Origin of the sequence: Streptomyces sp. MUSC 14 (genome assembly GCF_001866675.1) — a bacterium.
GTDB lineage: Bacteria > Actinomycetota > Actinomycetes > Streptomycetales > Streptomycetaceae > Streptomyces.
Genome location: NZ_MLYN01000113.1, coordinates 1 through 15,215 on the forward strand (window position 1 = coordinate 1; position 15,215 = coordinate 15,215).

The window sequence follows — 15,215 nt, forward strand, 5'->3', positions numbered from 1 at the left end:
CGAACCTCGCTCGGTATGCGCATACCACACCAACGACGCAGAGACCGTGAAGCAACGCGTTGATTCTTTACGAGCCCTAAGCCCCGGTGCGCTCGCCCGCCCGGCGGGCCCGTTCCTGTCGGTAGGCCTCCGCCCGGGCGAGGTAGTCCCGGTGCTCCTGCTCGGGGTCCGGCGGCAGGTCGGGCGTGTCGGTGGTGGCGAAGAACTGCACCAGTGCCTCGTTCGAGTTCACGGCGAGCTCTCCGGAGCGGGCGAACATGTCCGACTCGTAGCGGGCGGCCCCCTCGTCGAGACAGGCCGCCTGGCTGATGGCGTGTGCGAGTTCCGCGCCGTCCAGCATCGCGAGGTTGGCGCCGTGACCGCCGAAGGGCGCCATCAGGTGGGCCGCGTCGCCGATCAGTGTGACCCCGGGGGAGTGCTCCCAGGTGAGCGGGGCGGGCAGCGCCCAGAAGGAGCGCGGCACGTAGTCGCCGTCGTTGCGGATGATCAGCGCGCGCATGTCCGCCGACCAGTGGCCGAACTCCCGGGCCAGGTGGGAGCGGATGCTTTGCCGGTCGGTGAGGTCCACGCCGGCCCCGACGTGCCAGTCCGGTGCGGCGCGGAACGCGATGTAGCCGCGGACCACGCCGTCGCCGTTGCGCTGCAGGATCACTGCGCGGCCGTTGTTGTCGTTGGAGAACATGTGGCCGGAGCCCACGATCCCGGCGACCTCGGGGTGGCGGGAGTCGACCTCGTCGAACCGGGCGTCCAGGAAGCAGACCCCAAGGTGCTGTGGGGTGGCGTCGCTGACCAGGGGTCGGACCTTCGACCACGCCCCGTCGGCGCCGATCACCAGGTCGGCCTCCACGGAGGTGCCGCCCGCGAACTCCAGGCGGTGTCCGCCGTGGCCGAGCGGGGTCGCGCGGACGAGCCGGTGGCCCCAGCGGACGGTGCCGGGCCGCAGGTGGTCGAAGAGAAGGCGGCGCAGCCGGCCGCGGTCGATCTCCGGGGCGGCCTCGTCGCCGGGGCCGGGGGTGAACTCCGCCAGGACCGCGCCATGGTGGTCGCGGCGGGTCATGGCCTGCCCCTCCGGCCGGGCCAGTGCCATGAAGGCGTCGAGCAGCCTGGCGTCCGCGAGGGCGATCTGCCCGGAGTCGGCGTGCAGGTCGAGCGTGCCGCCGGAGTCGCGGGAGTCCACGGCGTCGTCGGCGTCGTACACGGTGACCTCGATGCCGTGCCCTTGCAGGACGCGGGCGCAGGTGAGGCCGGCGGGTCCGCCGCCGACTATGCAGATCCGGGGTGTGCTGTTCGTCATCGGGACCTTCCCCTCGGGTGGCGCGGATCGCGAACGGGTCGCGACAGCACCAGGCTAGGTGCAACCGCTCAAAAAGCGTAACAGCTCAACTTTCTAATTCGATGCACTTACGGGGTAAGGTGAGCGGGTGACCGAGATGGGGCGCCGAGAGCGCAAGAAGGCAGCCACCCGCCAGGCCCTTGCGGACGCGGCACTGCGGCTGTTCGCCGAGCGGGGCTACGACGAGGTCGGGGTGCGCGAGATCGCCGACGCGGCCGACGTCTCGGTGACGACGCTCTTCAAGCACTTCCCCGACGGCAAGGAGGCGCTGGTCTTCGACCAGGACGCGAACCGCGAGGCGGCCCTGGTCGCAGCAGTCCGCGAGCGCCCCGCCGGCCAGTCCGTCCCGCAGGCACTGCACCGGATGCTGCAGGGCGAACACTCCCGGCGGGTCCACGCCGACCCCCGGTTCGACGACTTCCTGCGCCTGATCGACACCACCCCGGCGCTGCGTGAGTACGCCCGCCGGATGTGGCTGCGACACGAGCACGCCCTGGCCGCGGCGATCGCCGACGACGCCGGACTGCCCACCGACGACCCGGGCTGCCGGGCGCTGGCCCACTTCGCCCTGGAGGCACCCGTTCTCGTCCGCGGGTCCCGCGATCCCGGCACCGCCCTCGACCGGGTCTTCGACCTGCTCGGCAACGGCTGGACCGGCGCCCGCGTGGGCTGACCCGGCGTCAGCGCCCAGTACCCAGCGGCACCCCAGGACGCGCGAGCCCCGAACGAGATCGCCGTCATGGCCCCGAAGCGGGCGACGGCCAGGCCGCGACCTGGACGGGAAGGCCCTCGACGATGTCTGTGGTGAACGTGTCCGCGCTGCGCTGGACGGTCTCCAGGCGGTCACGTTCGCGCGGGTCGTCGTTGCCGAGCAGGCCGGTGCGGTGGGGGGTGGTGGCGGCTTGGCGTGGTGTCACGGGATTCGCCTGTTCGTGGGGAGGAGTGGCCGGGGTGCGGTCCGGCGTGACGGGCGGGAGGTGGCGGCAGCCGCCACGGCGGGGCCGGATGCGGTGGGATCGGGCACGGCGGGGCCGGTCGCAGTGAGCGGGCGGCAGCGGGAAGGAGCGTACGGCGGCAAGTGGGAAGTCCCCGCCTCCTCGCGGCCATGGCGGACGCCGAGGACTTCTACTTCGCCTCGACCTGCCAGGTCCAGCTGGAGCACTGGTCGGCCGGACGCATCGCCGTGCTCGGCGACGCCGGCTACTGCGCCGCCCCGACCGCGGGCATGGGCACCTCCCAGGCCCTGATCGGCGCCCACTGCCTCGCGCGGCACCTGACCGCCGCCGACGGCGACCACCGCGCGGCCTTCGCCGCCTACGAAGCCGAACTGCGCCCCTGCGTCGCCGAGAACCAGGCCAAGGGCCGCGAGGCCGTCGCCATGTTCGGCGGCGACCCGCAGCACTGACCCGGTCAGAACCCTCCGGAGGCAACTGCCCGGCCGCCGGCCGGAGGAGGAGGAATCCGGGGGCGGTCGGCCTCTCAGCCACGACGTCGCCCTCTACCAGGCGGGACTGCGCGTGACGCTTACCGTGCGGGCGGCGGGTGTGGCGAAGGACGCGGCCACCACGAGTATCAGAACCGCGCACACGGCGTTGCACAGTCCGGCCTGCTGGCGGAGAGCTCCGAGTGAGGGCGGGCCCACCAGGACGGCGACGTGTCCGACGGCGGCGGCGAGGCAGCCCTTCGCAGTGCAGCGGGCCGCCGGATTCGGCGGCGAGCGCGACGTGGCCCGGAAGATGTCCGGTGGTCCGCGAGATGTCCGGTGGTGAGGTGGCGGGCACGAACCGGATCAGTGCAGCGACGGCGGGACCCAGGCGTGATGGCGCAGGATCATACGTGTGGCGACCCGGGACGGTGTCAGTCGCATCGCCGTGTTCCGCAGGGTGACGGCCAGTGGGTGGGAAAGCTGCTGGCCCATTCTCCCGGCCTGCCGGGCAGCCCGTGCGACGGCCTGGCTGCGGGGCCGGCGCACGGCGTCGTAGCGGGCGAGCGCCGTCTCGACGGTGGACTCGGCGCCGAGGGCGGCGGCCAGGGTGACCGCGTCCTCCAGTGCCTGGCAGGCACCCTGTCCGAGGTTGGGGGTCATCGCATGGGCCGCGTCGCCGAGCAGCGCGATCCGACCGACCGCGTATGCGGGGAGCGGCGTGCGGAGTTCGCTGACGTCGTGATGCAGCACGGCCGCGGGCCGGGTCGCGTCGAGCAGCGCGGGGATCGGGTCGTGCCAGGTGTGGAACCGTCGGCGCACTTCGGCCAGTGGGTCGGCGAACCGGGTTCCGGCAGGGTGGCTGAGGACGGCGTGCCACTCGGCCCGCCCGTCCAGGAAGGCGATGTGCCCGAACTCCGACCCTCGGCCCCAGGTCAGCTCGAAGTCGGTGCGCAGGTCGACCGCGTGCTCGGTGATGGCGCGCAGCACCGTCGAGCCGCTGTGGACCGGGCCGGGATGGTCCGGGAAGAGACGGCTGCGGACGTTGCTGCCGATACCGTCGGCCGCCACCACCAGATCGGCGTTCAGGACCGTGGCGCCGCAGTCGACCTGAACCGTCCCGGGGCCGGCCTGCTCGACCCCGGCCACCTCCGAGCCGATCACCAGTGATGCGGCGGGCAGACAGTCGCGGAGGATGCGGTGCAGGGCGGAGCGGGGGATGCCCGTGATCGGCGTGCCCACCGCCTTCTCCAGCGCCGAGCCGTCCAGCCGGGTCAGCCGGCCGCCCCGGGGTGTCCGCGTGCCGCCGCTGTACTGGCCTTGTGACGCCTCCCGAACGGCCTTGCCGACGCCGAGTTCGTCCAGTGCCCGCAGGCCGTTGGCGGCCAGTGAAATGCCTGCCCCCGCGTCCTCACGCAGGGACGCACGCTCAAGGACCGTCACGGCCCATCCGATGCGGTACAGACCGATCGCGGCGGCCAGCCCGCCGATGCCCCCTCCGACCACCACTGCCGTGTTCCCCATGCCGGACCCCCTTATTTTCTACATCTGTAGAAACCCACCTTATCCCGAGTCTCTACGGGTGTAGAAAGGGGGCATGGCTTCCGATCGGCGCACCCTTCTGGCAGACGCGGCTCTCGACGTGCTCGTCGACGAAGGGATGCGCGGCCTGACCCACCGCGCGGTCGACCGGAAATCCGCCATGCCGCCCGGCACCACCTCGGCCTACTTCCGCACCCGTGCTGCGCTGCTGACCGGACTCGTCACCCGCCTGGTCCAACGTGACCAGGCGGAACTTCACACGATGGCGGAAGAGCTTCTGCCCCTGCGCACCGTCGAGGAGCTGGTGGACGGCATGATGCTGCTCACCCGACAGCGGCTCACCGGTGAGGGCCGCCGCCGTTCGCTCGCCCGCCATGCCTGCGCCGTCGAGAGCGTGCGCGACCCGGAGCTGCGGGAGATCCTCGTGCCCCGCGAGAACGCCGGCCGCGAAGCCGTCCGGCTGTTCCTCACCGCGCACGGCGTCACGGACGTCGAGAACCGCACGCACACTCTGCTGACCTGCATCGACGGACTGGTCTTCGATCGGCTGGTGAACGGCGGCGAAGTACGGCGCGAGGCTCTCGACGGCCTGGTCGCCGCCGCGCTGCGTTAGGACCGAGGCGCCCACGGCGTCCACGGAGTCCACGGCCCTGCTCGAACCGGCCGACGGCCTCAGCCGCCTCCGCTGCCTGCGGACCTCATTCCGAAACGCTCCTCAAACCGACGAGCGCCCACGGGGCGGGGCGTGAGAGGGTGCGGTTCGATCGGGGACAGGGGGAAACGTGGGGCTGGTCTACGGCTACGACATCTGTCTTCGTGCTCGGAACGTCGCGAGGGCGTTGGCCGAACTCGCCGAACTGGCGCCACCGGCACGTGCCGTACCGCCGCTTGAGATCACCCTGCCCGGCGGTGACCGGATCGTCCTCCCGTTCACGTCCGGTTTCAAGAGCGAGCCGGTCGACTGCTCCACGAGCAGCACGCTCGAGCTCGACATGTCTCTCATGTTCGATGTCGATGACGCACTGCGTGAGTACGCGCAGACGAACGGCCGTGAACCCGAGGCGGACGGGCGCGTCCAGATCGGGTACATCTACGCGACGATCCGGTTCGAGTCCCTTCTGCACCCCGGCTACACGTCGGTGGAGTGCTGGGCAGCGACGTCGAGGATGAGCCGCTTGTTCGCGCGGTCGGCCACCATCAGGAAGACGTTCACCGACCTCACCGCCGACAGCGGAGGAGTGTGCTGTCTGTTCGACACCGGCGACGGCGCCCCCGAGCACGTGTGCCGGATCGACGGCGAACCCACCCGGGAGACGGTCTCCGGTCCCCGCTTTCCAGATCTGCGAACACTCGTGGCGACGTGGCCCGACTGCGAGAAGTGAGCACCGGTGCTCTCTGTTCTTCTTCGTCGGGCCCGGGTCGTGGACGAGGTCCGCGGGCAGTTGGGCCACGCCCGGTCGTCGACGCGTGGGCCCTTGGCCGCGTCGCCGCAGGACAGGGTCTGCCAGACGTCGTCGGGTGCCTCGCCGATGAGCAGCTCGTCGATGCGCCGGATGCCGGCCAGGGACTCGATCCGCTGGGACTTGGGCACCGCCACGAGACGGCCGACGTCGAGCTCGGATCAGGCAGCGCAGGGCTCGTCCGGACCCGCAGGTGGCAGGACGCCGACGCCAGCCGGTCCACCTGAGGCCCGTGCTCGGTTGGCGACGCCAGTCCCGTCCGGGGTGACGGTCCATCTGCGTGAGGAACTCGTTCGCCGGCAGGATCTCGTGGTGGCCGGTGTCGACAAGACCGTCCACACCAGGCAGGACGCCCCGAAGGAAGGCCCGGGGCGCCGCTCGTAGTCCGCCAGGATCCCGCCCGAGAGGTCGATGTCGTACGAGTACGAGTATCAGTACGAGTACCCGTTCGGCGGGGAGGGTTCCTCGTCAAGGAGACAGGCTCCGGGCGCTACGGAGCGCCGTGGTGGCGATGTCCAGGAAGGCCAGGACCAGTGGTTCGCGGGTGGTGGTGGGGGCCACCAGGCAGGTTTCCTCGGAGGGTACGTCGGTGACCGGGATGTGGGTCAGGTCGGGGCGGGAGTAGGTGCGGGCGACGCTCAGTGGGACCAGGGCGATGCCGTGGCCGGAGGCGATCAGCTCGAACTTCTCCTCCGCGGAGGTGGTGCGGCGGCGGGTCGGGGTGTCCAGGACCGGCTCGCCCTCCAGGTCGGCCAGGGTCAGTACGTGACGGCTCGCCAGGTGATGGCTGGTCGGGAGGCAGGCCACCCGGGGTTCTCTGCCGATCGGGACGGTGGACAGCCCCGTGTCGTCGAAGGGGCGGCGCAGGAAGCCGACCTGGGCGCGGCCGTCGCGCAGCGGGAGGTCCTTCTCCCACCAGTGCGCCGGGACGACGTCGATCTCCACTTCCGGATGGTGCTCCCCGAAGGCCCGGATCGCCTCCGAGACGTGCAGCCCGGGGGAGAAGGCGACCATCAGCCGCCGCACGCCTCGGTCGGCGTCCCGGACGCGCCGCAGCCCGGCCTCCACCGCCGCCAGGATGCCCTTCGCCTCCTCGTGCAGCTGATGCCCGGCCGCCGTCAGCTCCACCCGGCGCGTCGTCCGGTTGAGCAGCGTGCACCCCAACTCCTGCTCGAACGCCCTGATCTGCCGGCTGAGCACCGGCTGGGCGATGAACAACTGCTGCGCTGCCCGCCCGAAGTTGCCGTGCTCGGCCAGCGCGACGAAGTAGCGGAGCTTGCGCAGATCGAGACTCATGCCCTCAGGGTATCGAGCGGGGGCAAAGGGTATTGGACGCCCGAAACGTCCGGGCCGAGACTCGAAGGCATGATCGTAGTCACCACTCCCACCGGAAGTATCGGCAGCTCGCTGCTGCGCGGCCTCCTGGACCGGACCGACGAGCCGGTCCGTGTCGTCGTCCGCGACCCCGCCCGGCTCCCCGACGCGGTCCGCGACCGCGTCGACGCCGTCACCGGCTCGCACGGCGACCCCGCCGTGCTCGACCGCGCCCTCGCCGGCGCCGACGCCGTCTTCTGGGTCGCCCCGCCCAACCGCCAGGCGCCCACCCTGGACGCTGTCTACGCCGACTTCACCCGCCCCGCCGCCAAAGCCTTCGCCGCCCACGGCGTCGGCCACGTCGTCAGCGTCTCCGCGCTCGGCCGCGGCACCCCCGTCGCCGACCACGCCGGGCTGGTCACCGCCTCCCTCGCGATGGACGACCTGATCGCGGCAAGCGGCGTTGCCCTCCGGGCCCTGGCCAACCCCAGCTTCATGGAGAACCTGCTGCGCCAGACCGCCTCGATCCGTGACGACGGCGTCTTCACCGACACCGTCCCCGCCGACCTCAAGGCCCCCGTCGCCAGCACCCGCGACATCGCCGCAGCCGGGGCCCGGCTGCTGACCGACCGCAGCTGGACCGGCACCGGCGAGGTGCCCGTACTCGGCCCGGAGGACCTATGTGCCGCAGACCTGGCCCGCATCATGAGCGAGGTCCTCGACCGCCCGATCCGCTACCGCCGGCAGTCCCTGGAGGACTTCCGCGCCGCGCTCCAGAGCCACGGCACGGGACAAGCCCTCGTCGAGGGCTATGTCGCGATGATGCGCGCCAAGGGCGAGGGCCTCGACAACGGTGTGCGGCGCACCCCGGACACCGCGAGCCCCACCACCTTCCGCACCTGGTGCGAGGAGGTCCTCAGGCCGGCGGTGGACGCATGAGCGGCACAGCCCCGACCGCTCTGATCGCCGGTGCCTCCCGCACCCTGGGCCTCGGCCTCGCCGCCGAGTACGCGCGCCGCGGCTGGCACGTCGTCGGCACCGTTCGCGGCGAGGCCCGCACCGGTCTGCACGACCTCGCGGACGCCTCCGACGGCCGGGTCACCGTCGAGCAGCTGGACATCAACGAACCCGAGCAGATCAACGCGCTCCGCGACCGGCTCGCGGGACGCAGCCTCGACCTGCTCTTCGTCAACGCCGGCATCACCCGCGGCGACCTGCCGATCGCGGACGTGCCCACCGACATGTTCACCGACGTCATGGTCACCAACGCGCTGAGCCCGATGCGCGTCGTCGAGGCGCTGCGCCCGCTCGTCGTCGCGGACGGCACCATCGGCGTGATGTCCTCCCGGCAGGGCAGCCTCGCCCACAACACCCACGGCGGCCAGGACGCCTACCGGGCCGGCAAGTCCGCCCTCAACCAGCTGATGCGCAGCTACGCCGCACGGTACGCCGACGCAGCGCACAGCCTGCTCCTGATGTGCCCCGGCCACGTCCGCACCGAACTGGGCGGCCCTGGCGCACCTCTGACGGTGGATCAGGTCGTCCCCGGGATCGCCGACACCATCGACCGACACCGCGGCGAGCCGGGCCTGAAGTACCTCGACTACCAGGACCACACCATGCCCTGGTAGCCGCCGGCCGGCTCACGGTTGAGGTGCTGGCTCCTGGGCGCGTGCCCGTACCGGACGACTCGCCGTCCTGGTCGAGGCCGTGGTCGAAGGCTCCTCACCCGTGCCCGACCGGGGCCCGTTCACTGCTGGGCAGCCGGTTCGCCGTCCGCTGCGCTGCTTGGCGCACAGGCGGTCGTGACGGGAGGCGGCGACAGAATGTGACACCTCGTCACCCGTTACCCGTCCCCCGTCACCTGCCACTCGCCGTCCGCCGCCCGTCAAACATCGCAACTCACGTGCACAGGAGTTCTGTTGCCCCCATTCAACTGAGTCTCAATGGTGGTGTCCCCTGTGAACGCAACAGGGAGAACCTGCCCGACATGACGCTTCGCCGGGCACGCACCGGACACCGTGAGGTAGGCCGTCCCTTGGCCGAGGCGATCCAGAAACCGCCTTCTTGACCACATGTCCCCCACCCCCCCGTGCGTGACGACGCGCGCTGAGCCTGTCCGGGACGCGCGTCCGGGCGCAGGCGTGCGGTGCCCTCGTACCGGCGGCCGTTGAAGGTCGGCGTCACCGATGCTTCGAACGTCGGCGACGTGTCGTACGCCCGTGCCCGCGGTATCGCTGTGGAGGTCGTCCGGCCCGCGGGCGCGGCCCGTCAACCGGCCGGACATCTCGCGTCGCTGTGTGCGTCCGGGGACAGACGCTGACCGTCTCGTCGACCGTCACCTCACCGGTGTCGTTCTCCGCCGGTCTTCTGCACGTGCGTGGTGTCGGCGTCGAGGAGGGTTCCGTCAGCGCCGGTCGGCTTGATGTCCGGTACGCGGGCGCCGTGCTCATCGACCAGCGTCGAGTGCGCTTCGCCGGGCTCGAAGGCGTGGTGTTCTCCCCACTGGCGCAGGGTGAGGAGGACGGGGAAGAGGTCGCGGCCCGCGTCGGTGAGTACGTACTGCAGGCGGCGGCCCGAGGGCGCGGTCCGCTGGGCGAGGACTGCGCGCAGCGTGGTGGGACTGGCCCACCGACCTGGTCACCGAACACGCCCGCACCATCATGGCCGGAACGCCGGCCGACATCGAACGCATCGCCGCCGAACACGGTTTGGGGAAGCCCCTTTGACCCAGGTATCCATCGAAGAGTACGCGGTGGCCGACGGCGAGGCCGGACCCTACGCCCTGACCACGGGGCCGGACGGCGCGCTGTGGTTCACCCTCGTCCACAGCGGCCGGATCGGCCGGCTCGTCCCCGGCGAGAAGCCGACGAGCCACCGGCTCGACCCCGGCTGCGGGCCCACCGTCATCACGCCCGGCCCGGACGGCGCGCTGTGGTTCACCGAGTATCGGGCGGACCGGATCGGGCGGATCACCATCGACGGTGTCATCGACGAATTCCGCGTGCCCGGCCCCGGCTGCGGGCCGTTCGGCATCGCGGCGGGACCCGACGGTGCGCTGTGGTTCACCGAGACCGCCGCCGACCGCATCGGCCGCATCACCGTCGACGGCCGCATCACCGAGTTCCCGCTCCCCGCCACAGGCGCGTTCCCCTCAGCGATCACCGCCGGTGACGACGACGGGATGTGGTTCACCCTCAACCAGTGGAACGGCATCGGCCGGATCGGCATGGACGGTGCGGTCACCCTGCATCCCCTGCCGACGGAGGCGGCGGCGCCGGTGGGGATCGCCGCAGGCCGCGACGGCGCGTTGTGGTTCGTCGAGATCGCCGCCGGGCAGATCGGACGGATCACTCCCGCCGGGCAGATCACCGAGTTCCCGCTGCCCGACCGCACCGCCCGGCCGCACGCCGTCACCGTCGACGGCGAAGGCACCGTCTGGTTCACCGAATGGCGAGGCAACCGCATCGGCACGATCACCCCCGACGGCTCCCTGACCGTCCACGGCCTGCCCACCCCCCACTCCGAACCCCACGGAATCGCCCCCGGCCCCGACGGCGCCCTGTGGGCCGCACTGGAGATCGGCTCACTCGCCCGCATCGCCCCGGCGGACGGAGCGGAACCTTCATGACATACGCACTCGTGATCTCCGAGACGGACGAGTCACGCCCCCGGATCCAGGCCGACCGGTCCGCATACCGCAAGGAACACGAAGGCTGGACCGGCAGCCTCGCCGCGGCCGGGAAACTGCCGGCGGCGAGACCCCGGAGACCGAGCACATCACTCCTTCGACGGCAGGTTCGTCATCGAGGCGGACGACCGTGAGGAAGCCCCTCCCCACCCCGCCCGCCACCGTGGCTCCCGAGGCCGGCGTACGCGTGTACGTCCCCGGCCACGTAAAACTGATGTCGCTCCGATGACCCGGCTGAGCCGACTGAGCCGGCCATGTCCCATCCAGTGGAGGAAACCTGTGGATGTCCGCACGACGAGAGACGGTCTGGTCCGGGGCCGACGGGTGGCGGCGCCCGATACCGTGGCGTTCCTCGGTGTTCCCTACGCTGCCGCGCCCTTTGGGGCCAACCGCTTCCGAGAGCCGCGTCCGGTTCAGGCGTGGGAGGGGGTCCGTGAGTGCCGGGACTTCGGACCGATAGCCCCGCAGTCGGCACGGCTTCCAGGGGCGCCGTCCTGGTCGCCCGGCGACGAGGACATCCTCACGCTCAACGTCTGGGCTCCCGCGACCGGCAGCGGTCCGGCGCCGGTCCTGGTCTGGATCCACGGTGGTGCCTACACCTTCGGCTCCTCCGCGCAGCCCGACTTCGACGGCACCGCCCTGGCCGGTGCCGGTCTGGTGGTGGTGACCTTCAATTACCGGCTGGGTTTTGAAGGGTTCGGGCACGTTCCGCCCGGTGCAGAGCCGCCGTTCCCGGAGAACCGGGGCTTGCTCGACCAGATCGCCGCGCTGCAGTGGGTACGTGAGAACATCGCCGACTTCGGCGGCGACCCGGCCAACGTCACGGTAGCGGGGCAGTCTTCCGGGGCGGCCTCGGCTGCCTGCCTGATGGTGATGGACCGGGCACGCGGGCTGTTCCGCCGTGTCATCGCCCACAGTGTCGTCGGCCCGTGCTACTCCGCCGATCTCGCCGCTGAGACCACCCGGAGGGTCGCGGCCGCGGCGGGCATCCCCGCCACCTCCACACACCTGACGTCCGCCACCCCGCAGGCACTGCTCGCGGCCTCCGATCGTGTTGTCGATGACTACCGGCACGACCCGGATTCCGGGCCCCGCCACTACAACTCCGTGCTCTACGGTCCGGTCGTCGACGGAGACATCCTGCCCAGCGACCCCCTGTCGGCGACGGCAGCCGGAGCTTCGGAGGCGGTGGATCTCCTCGTGTCCCACACCACTCAGGAGTACTGGCTGATGGACGCCGTCGGCAGTACGGCGAAGGTCACCACCGACACACAACTGCGCAGCTTCGCCCGGGACTTCCACCTCCCCGACAACCTGGTGCCGGGATACCGGCAGCTGATGCCCGACGCCCCTGTCCACGACGTCCATCTCGCGATCCTCGGTGACCTGCTGTTCAGCGAGTACACCAGCCGACTGGCGGAGCGGCATGCGCAAGCCGGTGGCCGGGCATTCCTGTCCTGCTTCGCCCGCCACCGCGAGCGCCCCGGGGGAGTGGCACGCGCCTGGCACTGCGCTGACATCCCCTTCGCCTTCGGCAACACCATCCTCAAAAGTGTCGAGTTCCTGATCGGAGGTCCACCCGACACCGCGGACCAGGAGCTGTCCCAGCGCATGATGGGGGCATGGGTCAGCTTCGCCACCTCCGGTGACCCCGGCTGGTCCCCCCTCGACGGCCCGTCGACACACCCCCATGTCTGGGACACCGCAGACAGCCCTGCTGGAGCGCAGAACACGGCGGCCCGTGCCCTGTGGCGCCACGCGGACTACGCACCGCTTCGGCCCTGAAGCGAAACTCGGGTCCGCAGGGTGGTCCGGTCGGTTGTCGGCGGTCGACGACATCGACACGCCGGACGGTGTCTCGTCGGGCTTGTGCACTTGCCCTGCCGGCCCGATCCGGGCGTCGCCGAACAGGTCCGCGAGGACTTCGGCCAACTCGGAACCGCACATCAAGGGGCACCTTTGCCAACCGCGAAGTGCCAGGTCACGGGCCGTCCGAGGGCGGCGAAAGCCCTGGACGTCGCACCCTGCGCCGTGATCCGATGGCGTGATGACATCGTTCTGGACGAGCAAACGGATACGCCTGCGCGGCATCGAGCCCGACGACTGGACCGCGTTCATGCGCTTCGCCGAGGACGAGGAGAGGCTGGGAGACCTGCTGAACCCACCGCGTTCCGCCGAGGGCTTCCGCGCCTGGGCGAAGGAGCAGGCCGCCGCCACGTCCGACGGCGACTGCTTCCAACTCGCCGTCGAAGCCGTCGACACAGGGGAACTGGTCGGTGCTGTCGGCTCGTACCACGCCGACCCACGTGCGGGCTGGTTCGAGTACGGTGTCACGATCGGCGCTGATCATCGGCGCAAGGGCTACGCGGCAGAGGCCGTGGTGCTGTTGCTGCGCTTCATGTTCGCCGATCGGCGCTACCACAAGTGCGAAGCCCGGATCTTCGCGCACAACGAGGCATCGTTGGCGCTTCACCGTCGACTGGGATTTACCGAGGAGGGCCGCCTCCGCGATCGCGTGTTCCTCGCCGGCGGGCACCGCGATCTCGTCGTGATGGGCATGCTCGCCGACGAGTTCACCCGACACCACTCGATGAGCGATGTGTGAGCTGGCCATGCCAGATCCACAAGCCGCCGCTTGTTGTGCCGGTCGACCAGATGCGCAAGAACGTATTCGTTCACGCGGATGCACGGCCAACCGGCCGGCACGGGCAATCGTGGTCGTGAACCCGTCTACCAGGAGCTTCATCGCGGGCGCAGGCCAACCGGCGGATTGATCAACCGGGTTGGCGGCCGACTTCGTTGCTGCGAGCTCTGTATAGGCTGGCGCGCGTGGATGTGACGGGGTGTCTTGGGTGTGACCTTCTGACCGGGCGCCGGGAGTTGCCCGGGGGTGTCCTGCACGAAACCTCTGCCTGGGTGGTGAACCACGTCGTCGGTCCGATGAATCTCGGCACCTTGATCGTCGGTCCGCGGGAGCACGTCGTGGCCATCGCGGAGCTCGACGACACGGCAGCGGCGGAACTCGGCCCGCTGCTGCGCGCTACCGCTCGTGTCGTGGAGACGTTGTGCCGGCCCGAGCAGACCTACGTCTGCATGTGGTCGCACGGCCGCGATGCGCGCAAACACCTGCACATCGCGGTCCAGCCCGTGACCGCGGATGTGCGAGCCCGCTACGACGGGCTGCGCTCCGAGCAGCTCCAGGCCCGGATGCTTGCGGATGGTGACGAGCCGGACACCACGGAGGTCGAGCAGTTCTTCGAGCGGGCTCGCGAGCTGTTCCGGGCGATCGCCGACAGCAGCGTCGAACAGCGCGGCTGATCACCGGTGCCAGGCCCACCCGCACGGTGGTGGCAGCGGTTCATCAGGACGAACACTCCCCACCCCGAGGTATTCGCGCCGGTACCTGGCCCGACGCTGACCAAAGAGACAGAACCCAGGCTCTACCTGCGCTTTCGTGTGTCACTGTGCAAGGCGGCACCAGAGCCCCCTCTCCACTGTGCAACGTGGCACTCCACATGATGCGTCGTCGGTCCTAGGTTGGCCGGCGGCTGAGGGGGCTGTGTGGAGTCGTGTGGGAACGGGACTCCACACGACCACTCCGGGCGGCCTGGGTCGCCCAGGAACCGCCGCTGAGCAGCCGGAGCCATGCCCCCTGTGGCGTTTTCGTCGTTACGTCCGCCCTCCCCGGCGGCGGCATCCATCGCAGGAGCTGGGCGCCGTCTCGACCATGCGCCAAGCGGCCGTGAAGTCCACGGCCGCCGCAGCACCCACCGCAGGCACCCGCGGTGGCCAGGAAGTGCGAAGCTGGAAGCAAACCGCCTACGGGGGACGGGAGTTGGATCATGGACGCGTCCGTGATGTCCGGGCTGGGCGTGGCGGTCGTCGGTGTGCTGGGCACCTTGCTGTCCTCCCTGCTGACCCAGCGTGCGGCGGACGAATCCCGGCGGCGGGAGAGGGCCGAGGAACGCCGGGAACAGGAGGGCCGGGCCCGGCTCGACGCACGGCGGGACACCTATGTCGCGCTCAACACCGCCTGTCGGCAGTATCTGGCCGCGCTGACGGACCAGATGCACGCCCTCGCGAACGCGGACGGCTCCCCGGCCGTGAGCCGGCGGCTGACCGAGGCGCGCGACGCCCACCGGGACTGCTACGCCGAGGCTCAGCTGCGGGTTCCCGATCCGGTGCTCGACCTCGCCGGGACCGTCAACCGCTCGCTGAGCGCGACCTACGGCATGCTGATGCGGCTCGATCACGGCGACCCGCGCCCCGGGGACTCGCTCGGCGCCGTACGGACGGACATCGAACTGCTCTGGCGGCACATCCGACTGATGCGGCAGCGGATGCGCACCGACCTGGGGGTGCCGGGGCCCGAGGGGGACGGCTGAGGGAGCGGTGTGCGGCCGGGTACAGCCGAGGTGCGGCCGGGTTGCGGTCGGTGTGCGGTTGAATCCA

General features: G+C 70.9%; 15 protein-coding genes and 1 pseudogene. 11 read left to right on the forward strand and 5 right to left on the reverse strand.

Going from position 1 to position 15,215, the window contains the following annotated elements; genetic code table 11:
• Nucleotides 1–76: 76 nt before the first annotated feature.
• Nucleotides 77–1,294, reverse strand: a complete 1,218-nt coding sequence (locus tag BIV25_RS45165; protein ID WP_071378427.1) for an NAD(P)/FAD-dependent oxidoreductase — start codon at nt 1,292–1,294, stop codon at nt 77–79.
• A gap of 136 nt (nt 1,295–1,430) precedes the next feature.
• Between BIV25_RS45165 and BIV25_RS45170 the strand changes: the two genes are divergently transcribed.
• Nucleotides 1,431–2,006, forward strand: a complete 576-nt coding sequence (locus BIV25_RS45170) for a TetR/AcrR family transcriptional regulator (protein WP_177235660.1) — start codon at nt 1,431–1,433, stop codon at nt 2,004–2,006.
• A gap of 64 nt (nt 2,007–2,070) precedes the next feature.
• On the opposite strand, the gene BIV25_RS45175 is transcribed toward BIV25_RS45170, so the two are convergent.
• On the reverse strand, nt 2,071–2,250 hold the full coding sequence (locus BIV25_RS45175; protein WP_071378429.1) for a hypothetical protein: 180 nt from the start codon (nt 2,248–2,250) through the stop codon (nt 2,071–2,073).
• Nucleotides 2,251–2,348: 98 nt separating this feature from the next.
• Between BIV25_RS45175 and BIV25_RS45180 the strand changes: the two genes are divergently transcribed.
• Nucleotides 2,349–2,738 carry an FAD-dependent monooxygenase gene (locus tag BIV25_RS45180; protein WP_371273154.1) on the forward strand — a complete coding sequence of 130 codons (390 nt, stop codon included), beginning with the start codon at nt 2,349–2,351 and terminating at the stop codon, nt 2,736–2,738.
• A 384-nt stretch (nt 2,739–3,122) separates the two neighbouring features.
• Here the strand turns inward: BIV25_RS45180 and BIV25_RS45185 are convergent, their stop codons facing one another.
• On the reverse strand, nt 3,123–4,280 hold the full coding sequence (locus tag BIV25_RS45185; protein ID WP_071378431.1) for an FAD-dependent monooxygenase: 1,158 nt from the start codon (nt 4,278–4,280) through the stop codon (nt 3,123–3,125).
• 73 nt (nt 4,281–4,353) lie between these two features.
• Between BIV25_RS45185 and BIV25_RS45190 the strand changes: the two genes are divergently transcribed.
• Entirely contained in the window at nt 4,354–4,911 is a 558-nt protein-coding gene (locus BIV25_RS45190) for a TetR/AcrR family transcriptional regulator (RefSeq protein WP_071378432.1), read from the forward strand.
• 169 nt (nt 4,912–5,080) lie between these two features.
• Complete coding sequence (locus tag BIV25_RS45195) at nt 5,081–5,680, forward strand: hypothetical protein (RefSeq protein ID WP_071378433.1); 600 nt, start codon at nt 5,081–5,083, stop codon at nt 5,678–5,680.
• A gap of 546 nt (nt 5,681–6,226) precedes the next feature.
• Here the strand turns inward: BIV25_RS45195 and BIV25_RS45200 are convergent.
• On the reverse strand, nt 6,227–7,054 hold the full coding sequence (locus tag BIV25_RS45200; protein WP_071378434.1) for a LysR family transcriptional regulator: 828 nt from the start codon (nt 7,052–7,054) through the stop codon (nt 6,227–6,229).
• Between the two features lie 69 nt (nt 7,055–7,123).
• Between BIV25_RS45200 and BIV25_RS45205 the strand changes: the two genes are divergently transcribed.
• Both BIV25_RS45205 and BIV25_RS45210 read left to right on the forward strand, forming a co-directional pair.
• Nucleotides 7,124–8,011, forward strand: a complete 888-nt coding sequence (locus tag BIV25_RS45205) for an NAD(P)H-binding protein (protein ID WP_071378435.1) — start codon at nt 7,124–7,126, stop codon at nt 8,009–8,011.
• Nucleotides 8,008–8,703 (forward strand): SDR family NAD(P)-dependent oxidoreductase, encoded by a 696-nt coding sequence (locus tag BIV25_RS45210; protein ID WP_071378436.1) that lies wholly within the window; start codon nt 8,008–8,010, stop codon nt 8,701–8,703. The genes BIV25_RS45205 and BIV25_RS45210 overlap by 4 nt, the downstream gene beginning before the upstream one ends.
• 712 nt (nt 8,704–9,415) lie before the next feature.
• Here the strand turns inward: BIV25_RS45210 and BIV25_RS48880 are convergent.
• A pseudogene (locus BIV25_RS48880) lies at nt 9,416–9,688 on the reverse strand (winged helix-turn-helix transcriptional regulator); the annotation flags it as partial.
• Between the two features lie 109 nt (nt 9,689–9,797).
• On the opposite strand from BIV25_RS48880, the gene BIV25_RS45215 reads away from it, so the two are divergent.
• The 5 genes from BIV25_RS45215 (at nt 9,798) to BIV25_RS45235 (ending at nt 15,148) form a co-directional block, all read left to right on the forward strand.
• On the forward strand, nt 9,798–10,703 hold the full coding sequence (locus BIV25_RS45215) for a virginiamycin B lyase (protein ID WP_071378437.1): 906 nt from the start codon (nt 9,798–9,800) through the stop codon (nt 10,701–10,703).
• 339 nt (nt 10,704–11,042) lie between these two features.
• On the forward strand, nt 11,043–12,548 hold the full coding sequence (locus BIV25_RS45220) for a carboxylesterase/lipase family protein (RefSeq protein ID WP_071378438.1): 1,506 nt from the start codon (nt 11,043–11,045) through the stop codon (nt 12,546–12,548).
• Nucleotides 12,549–12,810: 262 nt separating this feature from the next.
• Nucleotides 12,811–13,368 (forward strand): GNAT family N-acetyltransferase, encoded by a 558-nt coding sequence (locus BIV25_RS45225; protein WP_071378439.1) that lies wholly within the window; start codon nt 12,811–12,813, stop codon nt 13,366–13,368.
• A gap of 335 nt (nt 13,369–13,703) precedes the next feature.
• Nucleotides 13,704–14,081, forward strand: coding sequence for a hypothetical protein (locus BIV25_RS45230; protein WP_256257210.1), 378 nt, complete (start codon nt 13,704–13,706; stop codon nt 14,079–14,081).
• A gap of 524 nt (nt 14,082–14,605) precedes the next feature.
• Nucleotides 14,606–15,148 carry a hypothetical protein gene (locus BIV25_RS45235; RefSeq protein WP_256257211.1) on the forward strand — a complete coding sequence of 181 codons (543 nt, stop codon included), beginning with the start codon at nt 14,606–14,608 and terminating at the stop codon, nt 15,146–15,148.
• Nucleotides 15,149–15,215: the final 67 nt, after the last annotated feature.

What these genes read in the sequence shown, in the direction of transcription:
- BIV25_RS45165 (WP_071378427.1), bottom strand. Translation starts at nt 1,294, where the DNA reads ATGACGAACAGCACACCCCGGATCTGCATAGTCGGCGGCGGACCCGCC.
- BIV25_RS45170 (WP_177235660.1), top strand. Translation starts at nt 1,431, where the DNA reads ATGGGGCGCCGAGAGCGCAAGAAGGCAGCCACCCGCCAGGCCCTTGCG.
- BIV25_RS45185 (WP_071378431.1), bottom strand. Translation starts at nt 4,280, where the DNA reads ATGGGGAACACGGCAGTGGTGGTCGGAGGGGGCATCGGCGGGCTGGCC.
- BIV25_RS45190 (WP_071378432.1), top strand. Translation starts at nt 4,354, where the DNA reads ATGGCTTCCGATCGGCGCACCCTTCTGGCAGACGCGGCTCTCGACGTG.
- BIV25_RS45200 (WP_071378434.1), bottom strand. Translation starts at nt 7,054, where the DNA reads ATGAGTCTCGATCTGCGCAAGCTCCGCTACTTCGTCGCGCTGGCCGAG.
- BIV25_RS45205 (WP_071378435.1), top strand. Translation starts at nt 7,124, where the DNA reads ATGATCGTAGTCACCACTCCCACCGGAAGTATCGGCAGCTCGCTGCTG.
- BIV25_RS45210 (WP_071378436.1), top strand. Translation starts at nt 8,008, where the DNA reads ATGAGCGGCACAGCCCCGACCGCTCTGATCGCCGGTGCCTCCCGCACC.
- BIV25_RS45225 (WP_071378439.1), top strand. Translation starts at nt 12,811, where the DNA reads ATGACATCGTTCTGGACGAGCAAACGGATACGCCTGCGCGGCATCGAG.
- BIV25_RS45230 (WP_256257210.1), top strand. Translation starts at nt 13,704, where the DNA reads ATGAATCTCGGCACCTTGATCGTCGGTCCGCGGGAGCACGTCGTGGCC.
- BIV25_RS45235 (WP_256257211.1), top strand. Translation starts at nt 14,606, where the DNA reads ATGGACGCGTCCGTGATGTCCGGGCTGGGCGTGGCGGTCGTCGGTGTG.